A 16,374-nucleotide genomic window follows, 5' to 3' on the forward strand; every position below is an offset into this window, starting at 1 on the left:
CTGGTGCACCCCAGCCACCCAGCACAGGAGCCCCGGAGGCGCCATGCACGACGCCGATCCCGCATGCGCGGAGCTGGTGTCCGCCGCACGCAACACACCAGCCGACGTGGTCACCCACCTGCTGCACAGCGACGATCCACGCACCGTCCGGCTCGGGCGGGCGGTCCAGGCGGTGCAGGCGGTCCCGGGCAGCAGCCAGGCCCCGCCACCGGTGGAACCCGCCGACGGGGCCCGCATCATCGACCCGATCACTCACGACCCTGCCTGGTGAACAGACGGCAGCGGGCAGACGCCAGAAGGCCTGGGCATGAACTCGCCCTGGACTGCGGGAGGTTGGAGGTGCCTGGAGGAGGCGTACACCCCGGCCGGGCCCGACGGGCGGTCGCCCCTCCGCAGTCACCATGGTCAACCGCGGCCCCAGGACGGCCAGTTCCGTCCTGGCGCCTTCGCGGCTGACGCCGGCCGGACGTTCTCCGTCGGCGGCTCACCGGCCCGCAGCTGTACGAGCCGTGCCGGCCGTCGTCCGTCCCGCTTTCTGTGCGCACGGTGGGCTCTTCGGCCATCTGCCGGTCCGTTCGCGGCGGTTTGCCGCCCGCGAGGGGAGACATGCGGCCCGCCGGTGAAGGATCCTGTCCGTGGAGAGACGACTGTCCCGTGACGGGAGCACGCCCGAACCCGAGCAGGCAGAGGGCGGACGGAGATGACAGGGCCGTTGTTGACGGTAGGCGTGGAGGAGGAGTTCCTCCTCGTCGATCCGCACTCGCGCTTGCTGGTGCCGATGGCCGTGCCGGTCATCGCAGCCGCCCAGGACAAGCTCGGCGACCTGGTCGCCCCGGAGCTGACCTGCTACCAGGTCGAGACGCGCACCGAGCCCCACCGGGACCTGCGCGCGCTTGCCGAACAGCTCTACGCCAACCGTCTGTGCCTGTCGCGCGCGGCCGCCGCACACGGGGCCGGACTGGTCTCCAGCGGCACCCCGGTCCTGGCCCCCGCTGGTGCCCCGCCGCTCATGCCGGGTCGCCGCTACGAACGCAGTGCGCGGTCTTTCGGGGCGCTGGACGAGGAGCAGGTCTGCTGCGCCTGTCACGTTCACGTCGGTATGGACAGCCGGGAAGAGGCCGTCCAGGTCAGCAATCACCTGCGGCGCTGGATCGCGGTGCTGATCGCGGTCGCGGCGAACTCACCGCTGTGGGGCGGACGGGACACCGGCCACGCCAGCTGGCGCACCGTGTGCTGGGCACGCTGGCCGGCTGCCGGTCCTCCACCGCACTTCGAGTCCGCCGGGCACTACGACGACCTGGTCGCCACCCTCATCGGCACCGGCGTCGTACTCGACGCCGGCGGGATCTACTGGGACATCCGGCCCTCCCATCACCTGCCCACCCTCGAGGTGCGCCTCGCGGATGCGGGCCTGACCGTCGACGACACCCTGCTGATCACCGCTCTGGTACGGGCGGCGGCCGCCGTCGCGCTGGCCGAGGTCCGCGCGGGCCGTACCGCCCCGCAGCCCGAGCCTCACCTGCTCCGCGCGGCGTCGTGGCGTTCCGCGCACGACGGCCTCACCGGAACAGTCCTCGACCCGCTCTCGCGCGAGCCGGCCCCCTCCTCACGGCAGATACGCAGCCTCCTGGCCTGGCTCCGCCCCGCCCTCGCCTGGAACGGCGACACCACCCTGGTCGACTCGCTGCTGTCCCGGCTCCATCTCCACGGCACCGGAGCAGTCCGCCAGCGCGCCGCCCTGCGGCGCCGGCAGCGCCCGGCCGACACCGTCGACTACCTCTTGGCCCGCACCCTGACCGCCCCCGGCAGCCACCACCACTGACACCAGGCAATGCCTGCCTTGCCGTTGCCAGGTGCCCAGCGCAGTCTGGTCCTATGGGCGCTCAGGACGGCCCCACGCTCATCACGTCCGTGCAGCGGGCCTTCCGGTTGCTGGAGGCGGTGAGCGCGCACGAGAACGGCGCGCCGGCGAAACTGCTGGCACGCGAGACCGAGCTGCCCCTGGCCACCGCCTATCACCTGCTGCGCACCCTGGTGCACGACGGATACGTGCGCAAGCTGCCCGACGGCGGCTTCGTCCTGGGCGACAAGCTGGTTTCCCTGCACTCGGCGGGCCGCACACAGACACTGCTCAGCCGCGTCCGCCCGGCGCTCGCCGCCCTGCGGGACGAGCTGTCCACGGCCACCTACCTCACGTTCTACGAGGACGGTGAGATCCGGGTCGCCGAGATCGTCGACAGCCCCCGTACCCCGCGGGTGGATCTGTGGGTGGGGTTCGAGGATGCCGGCCATGCCACCGCACTGGGCAAGACCGTGCTGCGCGAGATGGACGAGGCCGCTCGCCGGGACTACCTGTCCAGGCACCACCTCGCGGATCTCACGCCGCGGACGATCACCAGCGTTCCGGAGCTGCTGCGCAGGATCGAGTCCTCCGCCCTGGCGCCGGCGGTCACGGATCTGGAGGAGTACGCGCTCGGCACGGTGTGCGTCGCCGTGCCCGTGTACAGCGGTGACACCCTCGGCTCGCTCGGTGTCTCTTTGCCGGTGGAACGGCAGGCCCTGCTGCAGGAGATCCGCGCACGCCTGCTCCCGATCGCGAGCCGGGTGACCAGGAGTCTCTCGCTCACTATCTGAAAATCCGCTCCTTGTGGCTGCCCCCGGCCAGCCCGTTTCCTTGACGAAAGGGACATTTCGGGTGCGCACCCCAGACCGGCGAGGACAGCGGACGAAACATGAGTCAGGCCCGACACCATGGCGGCGACCACACGCGGTTGCGGCTGTTCAGGAAACGTACGGCCGCTGCCCGGGGATGGGTCCGCCGGTGTGCCGGGGGGCATCTGGCCGCCGGGATGTGCGTGCTGCCGGTTGTGGTCCTCGCCGTCGTCGTGTTCCTCGACATCGTCGGAGGGAGCTGGCTGCCCCTGCTGGCGGCCGGACCCGCGCTGGCCGCCGCCACCAACGGGCCGCGCGGCGTGCTGGGCGTCGGGCTCCTGGCCGCGACACTGGGTGCGCTGCTGGGGCACGTGAGCGGGGCCCCGACCGGTGAGCCCGCGGCCGTACTGACCGCCCTGCTGGCCGTCACCGCGGCCAGCGGCCTGGCCAGCGCGCTGCGCGGCCGTCGGGAACGGGTGCTCGCCGCCGTCCGCTCGGTCGCCGAGACCGCCCAGCACGCGCTGCTCCAGCCCGTCCCGGAGACCGTCGGCCCGTTCCAGGTGGCCGTCCGCTACAGCGCGGCGGCGGCCGAGGCCCGGATCGGCGGGGACCTGTACGCCTTGGTGCCCACCCCGCACGGAGTCAGGCTGATCGTCGGAGATGTCCGTGGCAAGGGGCTGCCGGCCGTGGAGACGGCCGCACTCGTGCTCGGGGTGTTCCGCGAGGCCGCCTATGACGAGCCCGACCTGCTCGCCGTCGTCGGCAGGATCGAGCGGAGCCTTGCCCGCAACCTCGGCGCGGACGACTTCGTCACCGCGGTGGTCGCCGGATATCCCCGGTCAGGGCACTTGGAGGTCGTGAACTGCGGACACGCGCCCCCGCTGCTGATATCCGCCCGCGGAGACGTCACGGCGGTGGAGGCCACTCATCCGGCCCCGCCCCTCGGACTGCGTTCCCTCGCCGGTCAGGCCCCCCGCCTCCAGCATCTGCCCTTCGCCGTGGGAGACCAGCTGCTGCTCTACACCGACGGGGTCACCGAGGCCCGCGATCACGCCCGCGAGTTCTATCCGCTGGCCGCGGGCGTGGCCCGGCACGTGTCCGACGACCCGGCACGCACGCTCAGCGCGGTCCATGAAGAGCTGCTGGCGCATGTGGGGGGCCGGCTGCACGACGACGCCGCCCTGCTCCTGCTCCGCAAGCAGACCGCGGACGAGCAGGTCCCCGCGCTGCCCCGGATGGAGGCCGCGCTCTAGACCGCTCTAGACCCTGTCGTCACATTCCCGTCTGCCCCACGACGGGAACTCGACGACAGGGTCTAGTCGGCCGCGAGATCGGCCCACCGGGTGACCCCGCCGGCGTGGACGCGTATGCCATGACGCGTCGCCAGGGCATGGACGATCGTCTGGCCCCGGCCGTGCTCGTCCGGGTCGGTCCCGGCCAGGAGCTGGCCCACCGGGAGCGCGGGTCCCGCGTCGGTGACCTCGATGCGGGCGCCGTCGCCCGGTACCCAGGAAAGCCGCAGCACAGCCGGTGGGCAGGCGTGCATGATCGCGTTGGTGACCAGCTCGGACACCACGAGGAGCGCGTCCTCGACGATTGCCGGAGACACGCTCCACTCGGCGAGGACCGCTGCCACACTTCGGCGTACGGCCGAGACGGCGCCGGCGACCGGCGCCACGGGACACACGTGTTCGTATGCCGCCCGAAGCAGCGTGTTGAGCTGTGCCGCCATGGTCTCTCCCGGTGATGTGTGCGGCCGGTCCGGCGCCGTGTCTCGGCACATACCGGCTGTGCAGCAAGCTACGGAGACAATTCGGGCGGGTCAATGAACGTCGGTCGGCATTACCGAACGGTGGGCCGCCGTGCGGCTCCGCAGGGACCGCACGCCCGTACGGCGAAGCGTCCCCGGCGGTAATAGGCTCGCTTCATGACCGGCCCAGTCCAGTCGATCGAACGGGCGGCGGCGATTCTGCGCCTGCTCGCCGGCGGGCCCCGTCGCCTCGGGCTCGGCGAGGTCGCTGCCTCACTGGGGCTGGCCAAGGGCACCGCCCACGGCATCCTGCGCACGCTCCAGCACGTGGACTTCGTGGAACAGGACGCGGCGACCGGGAAATACCAGCTCGGAGCCGCTCTGCTGCACCTCGGCACCAGCTACCTGGACGTCAACGAACTGCGCTCGCGCTCCCTCAACTGGGCCGATGCCCTCGCCGCCCGCAGCGGAGAGGCGGTTCGCCTGGGCACGCCCCTGGAGGGCAGCGTGCTCATCGTGCACCACGTCTTCCGGCCGGACGACACCTTCCAGACCCTGGACGTGGGCTCGCTGCTGCCTCTGCACGCCTCCTCGCTCGGCAAGGTGCTGCTCGCCTACGGGACGGCGACGATCGAGCCCGGCAAGGAGCCGGGGCTGGAGGCGTACACCCGGCACACCCTCGTCGATCGCGATCAGCTCGACCGAGCGCTCGCCCAGGTCCGGGAACTCGGCTGGGCCGCCGAGACCCAGGAAATGAGCATGGGCGAGGCGGGGCTCGCCGCGCCGATCCGAGGGCACGGCGGCCTCGTCGTCGGCGCCATCGGGCTGTCCGGGCCGGTCGAGCGGATCTGCGACAGCCAGGGCCGCCCACGCCCGAGTCTGATCACCCTGATCCGTGAGGCCGCGCGGGCGATCTCCAGAGACCTGGGAGCCGCCCGCTGGTAGGCCAGGCCGGCCGCCCCCTCGCACCTTCGGAAGGCAGACCCGATCATGGCTGAACGGTATGTAATGTCCATCGATCAGGGCACCAACTCGACCCGGTGCATTCTGTTCGATCACCGTGGGCGCCTGGTCTCGGTGGCGCAGAAGGAGCATCAGCAGTACTTTCCCGAGCCCGGCTGGGTCGAGCACGACGCCGTCGAGATATGGCAGAGCCTGCGGCGCGTGGTGCCCGAGGCCCTGTCCGTCGCCGGTGTCGAGGCCGGACAGGTCGCCGCCATCGGTCTGGCCAACCAGCGCGAGACGACCGTGCTCTGGGACCGGCGCACCGGCGCCCCCCTCGGCCGGGCGATCGTCTGGCAGGACACCCGCACGGCGCCACTCGTCGAGGAACTCACACGGCACCCCGGCGAGGAGTTCTTCCAGCAACGGTGCGCTCTGCCGCCCTCGACCTACTTCTCGGCGCTGCGGATCCGCTGGCTGTTCGACCACGTCAAGGGGCTCCGGCAGCGCGCCGACGACGGCGAGGTGCTGTTCGGAACCATCGAGAGCTGGCTGATCTGGAACCTCACCGGAGGCCCCGACGGCGGCCTGCACATCACCGACGCCACGAACGCCAGCCGCACGATGCTGATGAACATCCGGACGCTCACTTGGGACGACGAGCTGCTGGCCTTCTTCGCAGTGCCCCGCCCGATGCTGCCCGAGATCCGGTCGTCCGCCGAGACATACGGCGACGCCCGCTCGCTGCTGCCGGGTGTAGCCATCACGGCCGCGCTCGGCGACCAGCAGGCCGCGCTCTTCGGCCAGACCTGCTTCTCCCCCGGCGAGGCGAAGTGCACCTACGGAACGGGCAGCTTCCTGCTGCTCAACACCGGCAGCGACATCGTGCGCTCCCGGCACGGGCTCCTGACCACCGTCGCCTACAAGATCGGGGACCAGCAGCCGGTGTACGCCCTGGAAGGGTCGATCGCCGTCACCGGAGCACTCGTCCAGTGGTTCCGGGACCGCCTGGGACTGATCAGCAGCGCCCCGGAGATCGAGACCCTCGCCCGCACGGTCGAGGACAACGGCGGCTGCTACATCGTCCCCGCCTTCTCGGGCCTGTTCGCCCCTCGCTGGCGCAGCGACGCACGCGGGGTCATCGTCGGCCTCACCTCGTACATCACCAAGGGACACCTGGCGCGTGCGGTCCTGGAGGCCACCGGATGGCAGACCCGAGAGGTCGTCGACGCCATGAACGCCGATTCCTCGGTCTCCCTCCAGCAGCTCAAGGTGGACGGGGGCATGACCGCGGACAACCTGCTCATGCAGTTCGTGGCCGACGTGCTCGACGTACCCGTGGTGCGGCCCATGGTCGCCGAGACGGTCTCCCTCGGCGCCGCCTACGCCGCAGGGCTCGCCGCCGGCTACTGGCCGGGTCTGGAGGTGCTGCGCCGCAACTGGCACCGGGCCGGGCAGTGGCTGCCCGACATGGACCCCGAACTGCGCGAGGCGGAGTACGACAACTGGCAGCGGGCCGTCGAGCGCTCTCTGGGGTGGGCCAGACCTTCCCGGTCCGCCGACTCGGGACGGTGATCCGCGTCGGCGGGGGCCAACTCGACCGGGCCGTACCGGAAGAGGTGCTCAACTCCGGGACGGCGGCCGAGACGCCGTACACCGTGGGGCCGGCGGGACCGGGAGTTGCCGGTCGGCCCGGAACTGCGGCTGCGGGTGGTCGCGTTGACCCCGTGTTGTGCCGTCCCGGCCCTGGCGCACGGCGAACTGCCGCCGGATCCCGAGGCGTTGCGGGTGGCAGGAGAATCGGGCCGGGCCGCTGCCGGGGGCCTCAGTGCGCCGGGCGGCGCGCGGCCATCAGCTCGGCTGTGGGGGCCTGCACGACCTGCAGTCCCGCGGCTTCGAGTTCCGCGCCGATCCGGGAGGGGCTGGCCGGCCACACGGCGAACGACTCCCGCTCCCGGCGCCGGATGTGCCCGTTCCGTTCGACGCAGTAAGTGAAGACGGTACGCACGATCCCGCGGTCCGGTTCCTGGGTGATGTCGGCCGTGTACAGGTCCGGGCCGATCCTGACCGGCCCGAGTCGTCCGGCCTCCGTGCGCCGGGTCGGCAGCTGAGCGGGTGGCGGGTCGAAGAGCAGCAGTCCGCCTGGCAGAAGTGCCCGGCCGATGGCCTGCCAGGCCGCGCGGCGGGTGGCGGGGGAAAGACACGCGACGACGTTGGCGGCGATCGCCAGGTCCGCCGCCCCTTCAAGGGCGACCGCTTCGATGGGTTCGGTGTCGAGGGTGAGGCGGGCGCGCTGGTCGGCACCCAGGGCGGCCAGCCGGGTCAGCAGGGCGGAGCGCATCGCGGTGGCCGGTTCGATGGCGTGGACGGGCGTGGCGGAGGCGGCGAGCAGGACCTCGGTGACGATCCCGGTGCCCGCGCCGACGTCGAGGATCGCATGCCGGGCGCGGCGGGCTGCCTCGGTGAAGCGACGCTCAGCTCGTCGACGTTCCGTCTCAGCCTGCAACAGGTCGTAGAACTCGGCCGTGACCACATATTCGGAGTTGCACACTTCACTCACGTTGTCACGGCTACCCGGGTCCGGGCGCGTATCGAGCAGGCCGCGCGAGCGCGGCGTCGTCCAAGTGGGCGAGCGGGGTCCGGCCTCCCGTCCGCGCATCGGGTTCGAGCGTCGGCGAGGCACCGGGGCCGTGGCCGGGTTCAGAGTTCGCGCAGTACGGGCAGCAGCGTCTTCTCCGCCCAGTCCAGGTAGGGCAGCTGTGCGGCACCGCCGACCTGGACAAGTGCGATCTCGGTGAATCCTGCCTTGACATAAGGGAGCACGGCCTCGGCGAACACCTCCGGGTCGTCCCCGCAGGGGATCTGGTCCGTGACATCCGTCTCGCGGACGTGAGCGGCGGCGGAGGCAAAGGCCGTGGTCCCGGGCAGCTCAGCGTTCACCTTCCAGCCGCCGCTGAACCAGCGGAACTGTTCGTGGGCCCGCCGTGCCGCCTCATGGCGGTCCGGGTCGTGGCAGACCGGCACCTGCCCCACCCGCGGCTTGCCCGTTCCGCCGTTCCCCTCGAAGGCAGTGACGAGGTTCGCGTCCGGCTCGACGGCGATCATCAGGTCGGCGAGGCGGCCTGCCAGCCGGCAGGACTGCTGTCCGGAGACCGCCACACCGATGGGCGGCGGGGTGGCGGGCAAGTCCCAGAGCCTGGCGGATTCCACGTCGAAGTACGATCCGTGGTGGTTGACGTACCCCCCGCCGAACAGGGCCCGGATGATCTCGATCGCTTCCGCGAGCATCTCCTGGCGTACGTCGGCTGGGGGCCAGCTCCCGCCCACCACATGCTCGTTGAGGTTCTCACCGGAACCCAGTCCCAGTCTGAAGCGGCCGCCGGACAGCAGCTGCATCGTCGCGGCCTTCTGCGCGACGACCGCCGGGTGATATCGCATCGTCGGGCACGTCACGTACGTCATCAGCGGGATTCGCGAGGTTGCCTGTGCGGCTGCGCCGAGGACGCTCCAGGCGTACGGGGAGTGCCCCTGCTCGTCCAACCACGGAGAGTAGTGGTCTGATGTCACCGAAAAGTCGAAGCCTGCCTTTTCAGCCCGCACGACATGTGCCACCAGATCTCTTGGACCGGCCTGCTCCCCCATCATTGTGTATCCGAATTTCACCATGCCCACCGAGTCTCCCGGCCGGTCCCCGTGAAACGGCGCAGGGACGGCCGCCGGGCACAGGCCGAGATATCCGATCCACCGCTTCAGGGAGTGCGCCGCCCTCGAGCGGGAACCCGGTGCGGGGAAGAAGGCAGGTGAGGCGAAGGAAACCGCTCCTTCGCGTCCCCGTCCTGCGGCACGCGGGTGGCCACCTGCGGCGATGAGCATGTCGCGGCGATCACCCTTGGACCAAGGAGCTGCATGATGCCTGCAGGTTCGAGCAAGAAGCGCGAGCGGCAGTACGAGCACATCAAGGAGAGCGCGGAACAGCGCGGCGCGTCAGAAAAGCGCGCGAAGGAAATCGCCGCGCGCACCGTGAACAAGGAACGGGCCCGATCCGGAGAGGCGGAGACGGCCGGCAAGGTCTCCACGCAGGACCCGAAGTCCGCCTCGGAGCGAGGCGGCGAGCGCAGCCACCGCGGCGCGCAAGGTCCGACGAAGGACCAGCTGTACGAGGAGGCCAAGAGGAAGAACGTCGAGGGACGTTCGCACATGAACAAGGAGCAGCTGCGCAGAGCCGTTGGCCGATGAGCCCCCGCCCTGCCGTGAATGACCGGCGCTGATCGTTCGGCTCTACCGGAATCCCCCGAACGCCACACACCGGTCAGGACGGGTGCGCATCCGGACCGGTACGGCGGGACGCCTCGGCCGCTCCGTGGAAACGGCTGCCGTATCGTTGCGGCACATGTGGCCAGGAGAGCAGTCGTCGACAGGCGGACCGAATCCCCAACAACCGCCGGTCGGCGGCCCGTCGAACCCGTACCAGCACCCCGCTCCTGGTCAGTCGAACCCCTACCAGCAGCCCGCTCCTGGTCAGTCGAACCCGTACCAGCAGTCCGCTCCCGGCCCGTTCCAGCCTGGCCCCTATGCACCGCCTCAGTCTCAGCCCTGGCAGCCGCCGGTGCAGCCGGCCGGCGGCGCACCGGTGGCGCCACCGACGGGCGGCGGCCGCAACCGGACCGCATTCGCAGCCGTCGTCGCGGCAGCGGCCGTCGTGCTCGCGACGGGCGTCACCGGATTCTTTGTGCTGGGCGGCCACAAGCATGACGGTCCTGGCCCGAGGCCGACCAACACCGCAGCGCCGTCGCAGAGTTCCGCCGACCCCCGAGGGTCCGACACGCAGACCGCCACGATCAAGGGCTGGAACGTCCTCACGAACCCGACCCAGGGAATCGCGTTCGACGTCCCGCCCCGATGGGAGATCCAGTCCGCCGGGTGGGTCAGCTATGTCTCCAAGGACGGGGACCCGGACGACAAGCCGCTCATCGCGATACGCAATGTGGCGATGCTGCAGAAGACGTGGTGTTCCTCGGACGAGAACCGCGACGGCACGCTGGAGGACACACCACTGGCCCAGGTGGGTACGAGGGGGAACAACGGTTACCGAAGCACTGAGGAGATCGCCGGTTCCGACCCGGAGACCTGGGTGTACGGGGCGTTCGCCCAGCCGGACAGGACGAAGGTGAAGACCGGCAGCGTCGAGGCGTTCACCACGAACTCCGGCCTCAAGGGCACTCTGGGCACTGCCTGGTCCGTGGGCGTGAAGAAGTCCAAGAAGTGTGCCACGGACGGCCAGGCATGGACCTTCGCCTTCAAGAACTCCGCAGGGGATCTGGTCTCCTGGTCCTTCGTCGGCGCCAGGGGCGTATCCGGCCAGGTACCGGAAGCGACGATACGGAAGATCGCCGCTACGGTACGGCTCTGCAAGGCTCCGTCGGACTCCTGACTCCACCCGTCAGGGCGTCAGGATGACCTTGCCGGTGACGGTGCCGGACTCTGCCAGACGCAGTGCCTCGGCCGCCCTGGTGAGCGGGAGTTGGGCCGCGACGGGGGCGGTGATATCGCCGCGGCCCAGAGCGGTGAAGACCTCCGTGAGGTCGGTGCGCAGCCGGGCGCGGAAGCGGTCCTTGTTCAGTTTCCGGCCGGCCCAGATGTTGTAGAAGTGAGCGCGGCGGCCGTTGGGCAGGGTGTTCCACAGCCAGGTACGGGCAAGGATCTTCAGCACGGGCCACTGCTTGGAACCGGTGTCGTCGCGGGTGGAGGCACTGCCGTAGGAGACGAGGGTGCCGCCGGGGGCCAGCAGGTGCCAGGAGTCGATGACGCTGCGCCCGCCGACGTGGTCGAAGACGGCGTCCACTCCCCCGGGGGCCAGCTCTCGGACCCGAGCCGGTACGTCTCCGGAGCGGTAGTCGACCGGGGTGACGTCCAGGTCCCGCAGCGCGTCGTGATGGCGGACGGAGGCCGTACCGATCACCTTCACACCGGCCGCGCGTGCCAGCTGGACCAGGATCAGACCCACACCGCCGCCGGCACCGTGCACCAGAACCCTCTGCCCGGCCCGCACGCGGGCCGTGCGGTGCAGCATCTGCCAGGCGGTGATGCCGTTGACCACCACGGTCTCGGCCTCGGCCGCGCTCAGCCCCTCGGGGACCTCGACGGCGTCCTGCGCGTCGACGAGCACGTGGCTGGCCCAGCCGCCGACCTTGACCAGCGCGGCCACCCGCCGTCCGACCAGACCCGGGGCGACTTGCTGACCGGCCGAGAGCACCCGGCCCACCAGGTCGTAGCCGGGCACGAACGGGAACGGCGGCTGGTCGTAGTACCGCCCGCGGCGCATCTGCTGCTCGGCGAAGGAGACCCCGGTCGCCTCCATGGCGACCACGATCTGCCCCGGACCGGGCTCCGGCACGGCCGCACTCCTGACCTGCAGGCCTTCCGGGGCTACGACGCCCGGCAGTACGACCTCGACAAAGGGGTGGCTGCTCATGACCACCCTCCCTCCTCTAGTGGGTGTCGCGTTCGTTAGAGGTTCTAACACGCAGCCTCCGTGATGGTCAATCGCGTCCGTGATACCTTCTAACCAAGTTGACCGGGAGAACGGGAGAACGGGTCGTGAGCAAAGCGGATGCGGCAACCCCCCGGGAGCGCTATCGCACCCAGGTACGGGAAGAGGTCAAGAAACACGCCTGGGCACAGATCGCCTCCGCCGGGGCCTCCGCGCTCTCCCTGAACGCCATCGCCAAGCAGATCGGCATGAGCGGGCCGGCCCTCTACCGCTACTTCGCCAACCGCGACGAACTGATCACCGAACTCATCAGGGACGCCTACCGCAGCCTGGCCGACGCCTTCCGCGCCCGCGCCGAAGCCGGCACCGACCTCGACGACCTCGCGCACACCATGCGCAGCTGGGCCCTCGCGGACCCCCAGCGGTACTTCCTGCTCTACGGCACCCCCGTGCCCGGCTACCGCGCCCCCGAGGACACCACCCGGCTGGCCTCCCAGATCATGTCCGTCCTCCTCGACGCCTGCACCGCCGAAGAACCCTCCGCCGCACCCTCGTCACCGCTCCACACGCACCTGGAAAGGCACCGGACCTGGGCCGCAGAGCACCCCGCGCCGCCCTCGGCACTGCACCGCGCCCTCACCTTCTGGACCCGCCTCCACGGCGTACTCTCCCTCGAACTCGCAGGCCACTTCACCGGCATGGGATTCGACCCCGCCCAGCTCTACGCCGCCGAGACACAGACGATCACGCACCACTGACCACTCGCTGGTGCGGATGCCGGTGCGGGCCATTGCCGTACGGCGGGCTGAGGCGGGCGAAGCCTTCCTGACGCTCGTAGGGGAAGTACGGGTAGGGCGCCGGCTTGCTGCTGGCCGCGTCGAGCCGCGCCATCTGGTCGGGGGTCAGCGACCAGCCGACGGCACCGAGGTTCTGGCGCAACTGCTCCTCATTGCGGGCGCCGACGATGACGGAGGACACGGTCGGCCGCTGCAGCAGCCAGTTGATGGCGATCTGCGGGACAGCCTTGCCGGTCTCCTGCGCGATCTCCTCGAGCGCGTCGACCACACGGTAGAGATGCTCGTCGTCCACCGGCGGGCCGTAGTCGGCGGTACGGTGCAGACGGCTGCCGGCGGGCAGCGGCCGGCCGCGGCGGATCTTGCCGGTGAGCCGCCCCCAGCCGAGCGGGCTCCACACCAGCGCCCCCAGTCCCTGGTCGAGCCCGAGAGGCATCAGCTCCCACTCGTAGTCGCGGCCGACGAGGGAGTAGTAGACCTGATGCGCGACGTAGCGCGGGTGGCCGTACTTCTCCGCGATCGCCAGCGACTTCATCGCCTGCCAGCCGGAGAAGTTGGAGACCCCCACATAGCGGATCTTTCCCGCGCGGACGAGATCATCGAGCGTGGACAGGACTTCCTCGATCGGCGTACCCGCGTCGAAGGCATGCAACTGGAACAGGTCGATGTAGTCGGTGCCGAGCCGCCGCAACGCGTCCTCGCACGCGGTGATCAGGCGCGATCGGGAGGAACCCGCATCCCCCGGGCCCTCCCCCATCGGCAGGCCGGCCTTGGTGGAGACGATCACCTTCTCCCTGCGGCCCTTGACCGCCTCGCCCAGCACCTTCTCGGACGCGCCGGCGGAATAGACGTCGGCGGTGTCGAACATTGTGATCCCTGCATCCAGGCAGATGTCCACCAGGCGGCGTGCCTCGCGCACATCGGTGGCGCCCCAGGCGCCGAACAGCGGTCCCTGCCCCCCGAAGGTGCCGGCCCCGAAACTCAGCGCGGGAACCTTCAGCCCGGACGCACCCAGCCGCCTGTATTCCATAGCCGCTCCCCTTGTCTCCACGACGTGTCTCCACGACCGAACCAGCTAACGGTTCTTGAGTTCCGTTAGGATGGCCTCAAGGTAACACGCACAGGCGATTAACGAAACTGGAGTCCCGTTATGAGTTCGATGGGTGCCGAGCCGGGAACCGTCCGGCCAGGAGGACGCACCGCGCGGGTGCGGGCAGCCGTCCTGCAGGCAGCCGGGGACACCCTGGCCGAACACGGCTTCGCCCACCTCGACCTCGCCGACATCGCCCGTCGCGCGGAAGTCGGCAAGACCACCGTCTACCGCCGCTGGGGAAACGTCACCAGCCTGGTGGCCGACCTGCTCGCCGACATGGCCGAGCAGTCACTGCCGCGTACCGAGACCGGCTCGCTGCTCGGCGACCTCACCGCCAACGCCCGGCTTGTGCAGCGCACTTTGGCCGACCCACGCCAGGGAGCGCTGTTCAAGGCCGTCATCGCGGCCGCCACCTGTGACACGAGGACAGCCGAGTCCCTGCACCGCTTCTACGACACCCGCGTCGACGAATGGGTCCCCTGCGTCCAACAAGCCATCGACCGCGGCGAACTACCCGGGAACACCGACCCCCACGAAGTCGTCCGTGCCGTCTCCGCCCCCCTCTACTACCGCCTCCTCACCACCAACAGCCCGCCCGACGAAGCCGCCGCCGACCGGGCCGCCGAGGCCGCAGCGGCTGCCGCGCGCGCCGGAGCGTACCTGCGGAGCAACGGACCCGCCTGACCGCAGCGACATCACCGGCACCCCAGCGACACCACGGCGCATCGGCTCCGCTCACGATCCGCCGCCTGGAGCCGGACGGGCGTGCAGGGCGCAGTCGAGCACCGTGACGGCCTTTCCGGTGAGATGCACGCGGTCGCCGTGCACGGCAGTGCGGACCAGGCCGGGCCGGGCGGATGCCTGGAGCCCGGTGAGTTCGTCGCGGCCCAGCCGCGCCGACCAGTAAGGGGCGAGTACGGTGTGGGCGCTGCCTGTGACCGGGTCTTCGGGAATGCCTCTGGCCGGTGCGAAGAAGCGGGACACGAAGTCGTGTTCCAGGCCGGTCCCCGCCGCCGGGGCGGTGATGATGACACCGCGCAGGCCTTCGCGGTGCGTCAGGGCGGCCAGCGCATTCATGTCAGGGCTCGCGCCCCGGACGGTGGCCTCGTCGGGCAGGACAGCCAGCAGATCACCGAGCCCGTCGGAGCGGAACGTGTCCTCGGGCGCGCTCCCCAGTGCCTGGGACAGTCCGTCCGGTACGGGCACCGCGGTGCTGGGTGCTGCGGGAAAGTCCATGGTGATCCCACCCTCCTCGTCGGCGTGGGTGACGAGGACGCCGTACCACCGGGTCATGAAGCGCACGGTGCCGACAAGTCCTCGCTCAGCGCGCAGCACATGCGCCGTGGCCAACGTCGCATGACCGCAGAGCCGGGACTCCACGAGCGGAGTGAACCAACGGATCGCCCAATCGGCCTCTGCCCCGGCGGGCGTCGGGAGGGCGAACGCGGTCTCGGAATGGTTCATCTCGGCTGCGATCCGAAGCATCCAGGCATCTTCCGGCCACTGTCCCGGTGGCAGGAGACACACGGCCGCCGGGTTCCCGGTGAACGGACGATCAGTGAAGGCGTCGACGACGTGAATACGCATGCCCGGACCCTAGAAGAGCCAAAGCGAGCCCCGCCAAGGCCAATTCTGCACCCGTGGACCGACCGGGGAGCGCCCCGCGGGACCCGGCGGAACGGCGTGGCCGGCCGTCCCCTCGGCACGGCGCGCGTGTCCACGACCGTCAGGCCGGTGCTGGCGTCCAGCGCGTCGAACCGGTCGGAATCAGCTGAAGGTCCCGGTGAGCGTGCCCGTCACCGCGCCGGCATGACCGGCGGCGGCCCTGGCCGCGTCGATCACGATCGCTCGCGGAAGCGGTCGTCGTCCCCGGCGCCGAGGCGGTCGCGAGGCCGCACGTGGCGGACAGCGCGTACGCGGCGCTCACCAGCGCCGCAGCCAACTCCTGCGCCGCGCGAAGCCGTTCACCGCACTCCTGCTCGAAGGGCGGGGCGTTCGGGCTCTCGCGCAGGGGCCGCACGGCAAAGGCCCCGGACCTGTGACGGTCCGGGGCCTTTGGCATCCACTGGAGACGAACACGAGCAGCTACTGAAGGGCGGGCGGGCGCAGGGCTGATGGCCCCGGCACCGCGACCCCGTTTCGGTGAACTACCTGACGCGGCTATCAGCGATCGCAGTCGGTACCCATGTCAGTGAACTGCCCACCTGGAGAACCCTCGCCGTTGATCAGGTTGCCGGCCAGTCCGTTGAGGACCCCTACCTCACCGAGGATGTCGATGTTCAGGTTGTGGGTCCTGCACCCGCCGCCGTGATGCAAACCTTGCGCGGCCTGGGCGGTGGCGGGGCCGGCGGCCATCATGCTGATTCCGGCGATGACGGCGGCCGCAGCAGCGGCGGTGGATATCTTGCGCATTTCTCCTCCTTGGGCCGGGTAGAGCGCACATCAAAAGATCCACTTGGCGCTCATTTCGGAGGCTATTTCGATCTCTCCCGCGGCGCTCATCGGGAAAGCCATCCGGGGGCACCGAGGCCCAACCGGTCGCGGTGGATTCTTCCGCGGCGGCATGAGCAGGGCTCGCGTTCCGTGCCTCCGGCAGGTACGAGGGACGTGTGCGGGCATGCCGGGCGACGTGCTGCGTGGAGTCATCTCCCAG

The 16,374-nt window shown here is 70.5% G+C and carries 17 protein-coding genes; 10 read left to right on the forward strand and 7 right to left on the reverse strand.

Annotation, left to right across the window (positions count from 1 at the left end; translation table 11 throughout):
• The first annotated feature begins 43 nt into the window (after nt 1-43).
• From A6P39_RS05335 to A6P39_RS05350, 4 genes are all read left to right on the forward strand, one after another.
• Complete coding sequence (locus A6P39_RS05335) at nt 44-271, forward strand: hypothetical protein (RefSeq protein WP_067051131.1); 228 nt, start codon at nt 44-46, stop codon at nt 269-271.
• 429 nt (nt 272-700) lie between these two features.
• Nucleotides 701-1,822 carry a carboxylate-amine ligase gene (locus A6P39_RS05340; RefSeq protein WP_067051134.1) on the forward strand — a complete coding sequence of 374 codons (1,122 nt, stop codon included), beginning with the start codon at nt 701-703 and terminating at the stop codon, nt 1,820-1,822.
• A 53-nt stretch (nt 1,823-1,875) separates the two neighbouring features.
• A complete protein-coding gene (locus A6P39_RS05345; RefSeq protein ID WP_067051138.1) occupies nt 1,876-2,634 on the forward strand; it encodes an IclR family transcriptional regulator in 759 nt (252 codons plus the stop codon).
• 215 nt (nt 2,635-2,849) lie between these two features.
• On the forward strand, nt 2,850-3,905 hold the full coding sequence (locus A6P39_RS05350) for a PP2C family protein-serine/threonine phosphatase (RefSeq protein ID WP_067051140.1): 1,056 nt from the start codon (nt 2,850-2,852) through the stop codon (nt 3,903-3,905).
• Between the two features lie 62 nt (nt 3,906-3,967).
• On the opposite strand, the gene A6P39_RS05355 is transcribed toward A6P39_RS05350, so the two are convergent.
• On the reverse strand, nt 3,968-4,384 hold the full coding sequence (locus A6P39_RS05355; protein ID WP_067051143.1) for an ATP-binding protein: 417 nt from the start codon (nt 4,382-4,384) through the stop codon (nt 3,968-3,970).
• Between the two features lie 195 nt (nt 4,385-4,579).
• On the opposite strand from A6P39_RS05355, the gene A6P39_RS05360 reads away from it, so the two are divergent.
• Nucleotides 4,580-5,347, forward strand: coding sequence for an IclR family transcriptional regulator (locus A6P39_RS05360; protein ID WP_067051146.1), 768 nt, complete (start codon nt 4,580-4,582; stop codon nt 5,345-5,347).
• 63 nt (nt 5,348-5,410) lie between these two features.
• Nucleotides 5,411-6,919: a glycerol kinase GlpK gene (gene glpK / locus A6P39_RS05365; RefSeq protein ID WP_234379064.1), complete on the forward strand. Its 1,509-nt coding sequence runs from the start codon at nt 5,411-5,413 to the stop codon at nt 6,917-6,919.
• Between the two features lie 250 nt (nt 6,920-7,169).
• Here glpK and A6P39_RS05370 read toward each other — a convergent pair whose 3' ends face one another.
• Nucleotides 7,170-7,895, reverse strand: coding sequence for a class I SAM-dependent methyltransferase (locus tag A6P39_RS05370; protein WP_159396128.1), 726 nt, complete (start codon nt 7,893-7,895; stop codon nt 7,170-7,172).
• A gap of 149 nt (nt 7,896-8,044) precedes the next feature.
• Entirely contained in the window at nt 8,045-9,010 is a 966-nt protein-coding gene (locus tag A6P39_RS05375; protein WP_067051428.1) for an LLM class F420-dependent oxidoreductase, read from the reverse strand.
• A gap of 243 nt (nt 9,011-9,253) precedes the next feature.
• Between A6P39_RS05375 and A6P39_RS05380 the strand changes: the two genes are divergently transcribed.
• Together A6P39_RS05380 and A6P39_RS05385 are read left to right on the forward strand one after the other, a co-directional pair.
• Nucleotides 9,254-9,580, forward strand: coding sequence for a plasmid stabilization protein (locus A6P39_RS05380; RefSeq protein WP_067051430.1), 327 nt, complete (start codon nt 9,254-9,256; stop codon nt 9,578-9,580).
• 394 nt (nt 9,581-9,974) lie between these two features.
• The gene (locus A6P39_RS05385) at nt 9,975-10,775 is read left to right on the forward strand and encodes a hypothetical protein (protein WP_234379067.1); all 801 of its coding nucleotides are present in this window, start codon (nt 9,975-9,977) and stop codon (nt 10,773-10,775) included.
• 9 nt (nt 10,776-10,784) lie between these two features.
• On the opposite strand, the gene A6P39_RS05390 is transcribed toward A6P39_RS05385, so the two are convergent.
• Nucleotides 10,785-11,816, reverse strand: a complete 1,032-nt coding sequence (locus A6P39_RS05390; protein WP_067051432.1) for a medium chain dehydrogenase/reductase family protein — start codon at nt 11,814-11,816, stop codon at nt 10,785-10,787.
• A gap of 125 nt (nt 11,817-11,941) precedes the next feature.
• On the opposite strand from A6P39_RS05390, the gene A6P39_RS05395 reads away from it, so the two are divergent.
• Nucleotides 11,942-12,592 (forward strand): TetR/AcrR family transcriptional regulator, encoded by a 651-nt coding sequence (locus tag A6P39_RS05395; RefSeq protein WP_067051158.1) that lies wholly within the window; start codon nt 11,942-11,944, stop codon nt 12,590-12,592.
• Here the strand turns inward: A6P39_RS05395 and A6P39_RS05400 are convergent.
• Entirely contained in the window at nt 12,579-13,658 is a 1,080-nt protein-coding gene (locus tag A6P39_RS05400; protein ID WP_067051162.1) for an aldo/keto reductase, read from the reverse strand. The genes A6P39_RS05395 and A6P39_RS05400 overlap by 14 nt on opposite strands.
• Before the next feature lie 120 nt (nt 13,659-13,778).
• On the opposite strand from A6P39_RS05400, the gene A6P39_RS05405 reads away from it, so the two are divergent.
• Nucleotides 13,779-14,405 carry a TetR/AcrR family transcriptional regulator gene (locus tag A6P39_RS05405; protein ID WP_067051165.1) on the forward strand — a complete coding sequence of 209 codons (627 nt, stop codon included), beginning with the start codon at nt 13,779-13,781 and terminating at the stop codon, nt 14,403-14,405.
• A 51-nt stretch (nt 14,406-14,456) separates the two neighbouring features.
• Here A6P39_RS05405 and A6P39_RS05410 read toward each other — a convergent pair whose 3' ends face one another.
• A complete protein-coding gene (locus A6P39_RS05410) occupies nt 14,457-15,308 on the reverse strand; it encodes a PhzF family phenazine biosynthesis protein (protein ID WP_067051167.1) in 852 nt (283 codons plus the stop codon).
• Nucleotides 15,309-15,884: 576 nt separating this feature from the next.
• Nucleotides 15,885-16,133 carry a hypothetical protein gene (locus tag A6P39_RS05415; protein WP_067051169.1) on the reverse strand — a complete coding sequence of 83 codons (249 nt, stop codon included), beginning with the start codon at nt 16,131-16,133 and terminating at the stop codon, nt 15,885-15,887.
• Between the last annotated feature and the right edge of the window lie 241 nt (nt 16,134-16,374).

This window comes from Streptomyces sp. FXJ1.172 (genome assembly GCF_001636945.3).
GTDB lineage: Bacteria > Actinomycetota > Actinomycetes > Streptomycetales > Streptomycetaceae > Streptomyces.

What these genes read in the sequence shown, in the direction of transcription:
- A6P39_RS05335 (WP_067051131.1), top strand. Translation starts at nt 44, where the DNA reads ATGCACGACGCCGATCCCGCATGCGCGGAGCTGGTGTCCGCCGCACGC.
- A6P39_RS05340 (WP_067051134.1), top strand. Translation starts at nt 701, where the DNA reads ATGACAGGGCCGTTGTTGACGGTAGGCGTGGAGGAGGAGTTCCTCCTC.
- A6P39_RS05345 (WP_067051138.1), top strand. Translation starts at nt 1,876, where the DNA reads ATGGGCGCTCAGGACGGCCCCACGCTCATCACGTCCGTGCAGCGGGCC.
- A6P39_RS05350 (WP_067051140.1), top strand. Translation starts at nt 2,850, where the DNA reads ATGTGCGTGCTGCCGGTTGTGGTCCTCGCCGTCGTCGTGTTCCTCGAC.
- A6P39_RS05355 (WP_067051143.1), bottom strand. Translation starts at nt 4,384, where the DNA reads ATGGCGGCACAGCTCAACACGCTGCTTCGGGCGGCATACGAACACGTG.
- A6P39_RS05360 (WP_067051146.1), top strand. Translation starts at nt 4,580, where the DNA reads ATGACCGGCCCAGTCCAGTCGATCGAACGGGCGGCGGCGATTCTGCGC.
- glpK (WP_234379064.1), top strand. Translation starts at nt 5,411, where the DNA reads ATGTCCATCGATCAGGGCACCAACTCGACCCGGTGCATTCTGTTCGAT.
- A6P39_RS05375 (WP_067051428.1), bottom strand. Translation starts at nt 9,010, where the DNA reads ATGGTGAAATTCGGATACACAATGATGGGGGAGCAGGCCGGTCCAAGA.
- A6P39_RS05380 (WP_067051430.1), top strand. Translation starts at nt 9,254, where the DNA reads ATGCCTGCAGGTTCGAGCAAGAAGCGCGAGCGGCAGTACGAGCACATC.
- A6P39_RS05390 (WP_067051432.1), bottom strand. Translation starts at nt 11,816, where the DNA reads ATGAGCAGCCACCCCTTTGTCGAGGTCGTACTGCCGGGCGTCGTAGCC.
- A6P39_RS05400 (WP_067051162.1), bottom strand. Translation starts at nt 13,658, where the DNA reads ATGGAATACAGGCGGCTGGGTGCGTCCGGGCTGAAGGTTCCCGCGCTG.
- A6P39_RS05405 (WP_067051165.1), top strand. Translation starts at nt 13,779, where the DNA reads ATGAGTTCGATGGGTGCCGAGCCGGGAACCGTCCGGCCAGGAGGACGC.
- A6P39_RS05410 (WP_067051167.1), bottom strand. Translation starts at nt 15,308, where the DNA reads ATGCGTATTCACGTCGTCGACGCCTTCACTGATCGTCCGTTCACCGGG.
- A6P39_RS05415 (WP_067051169.1), bottom strand. Translation starts at nt 16,133, where the DNA reads ATGCGCAAGATATCCACCGCCGCTGCTGCGGCCGCCGTCATCGCCGGA.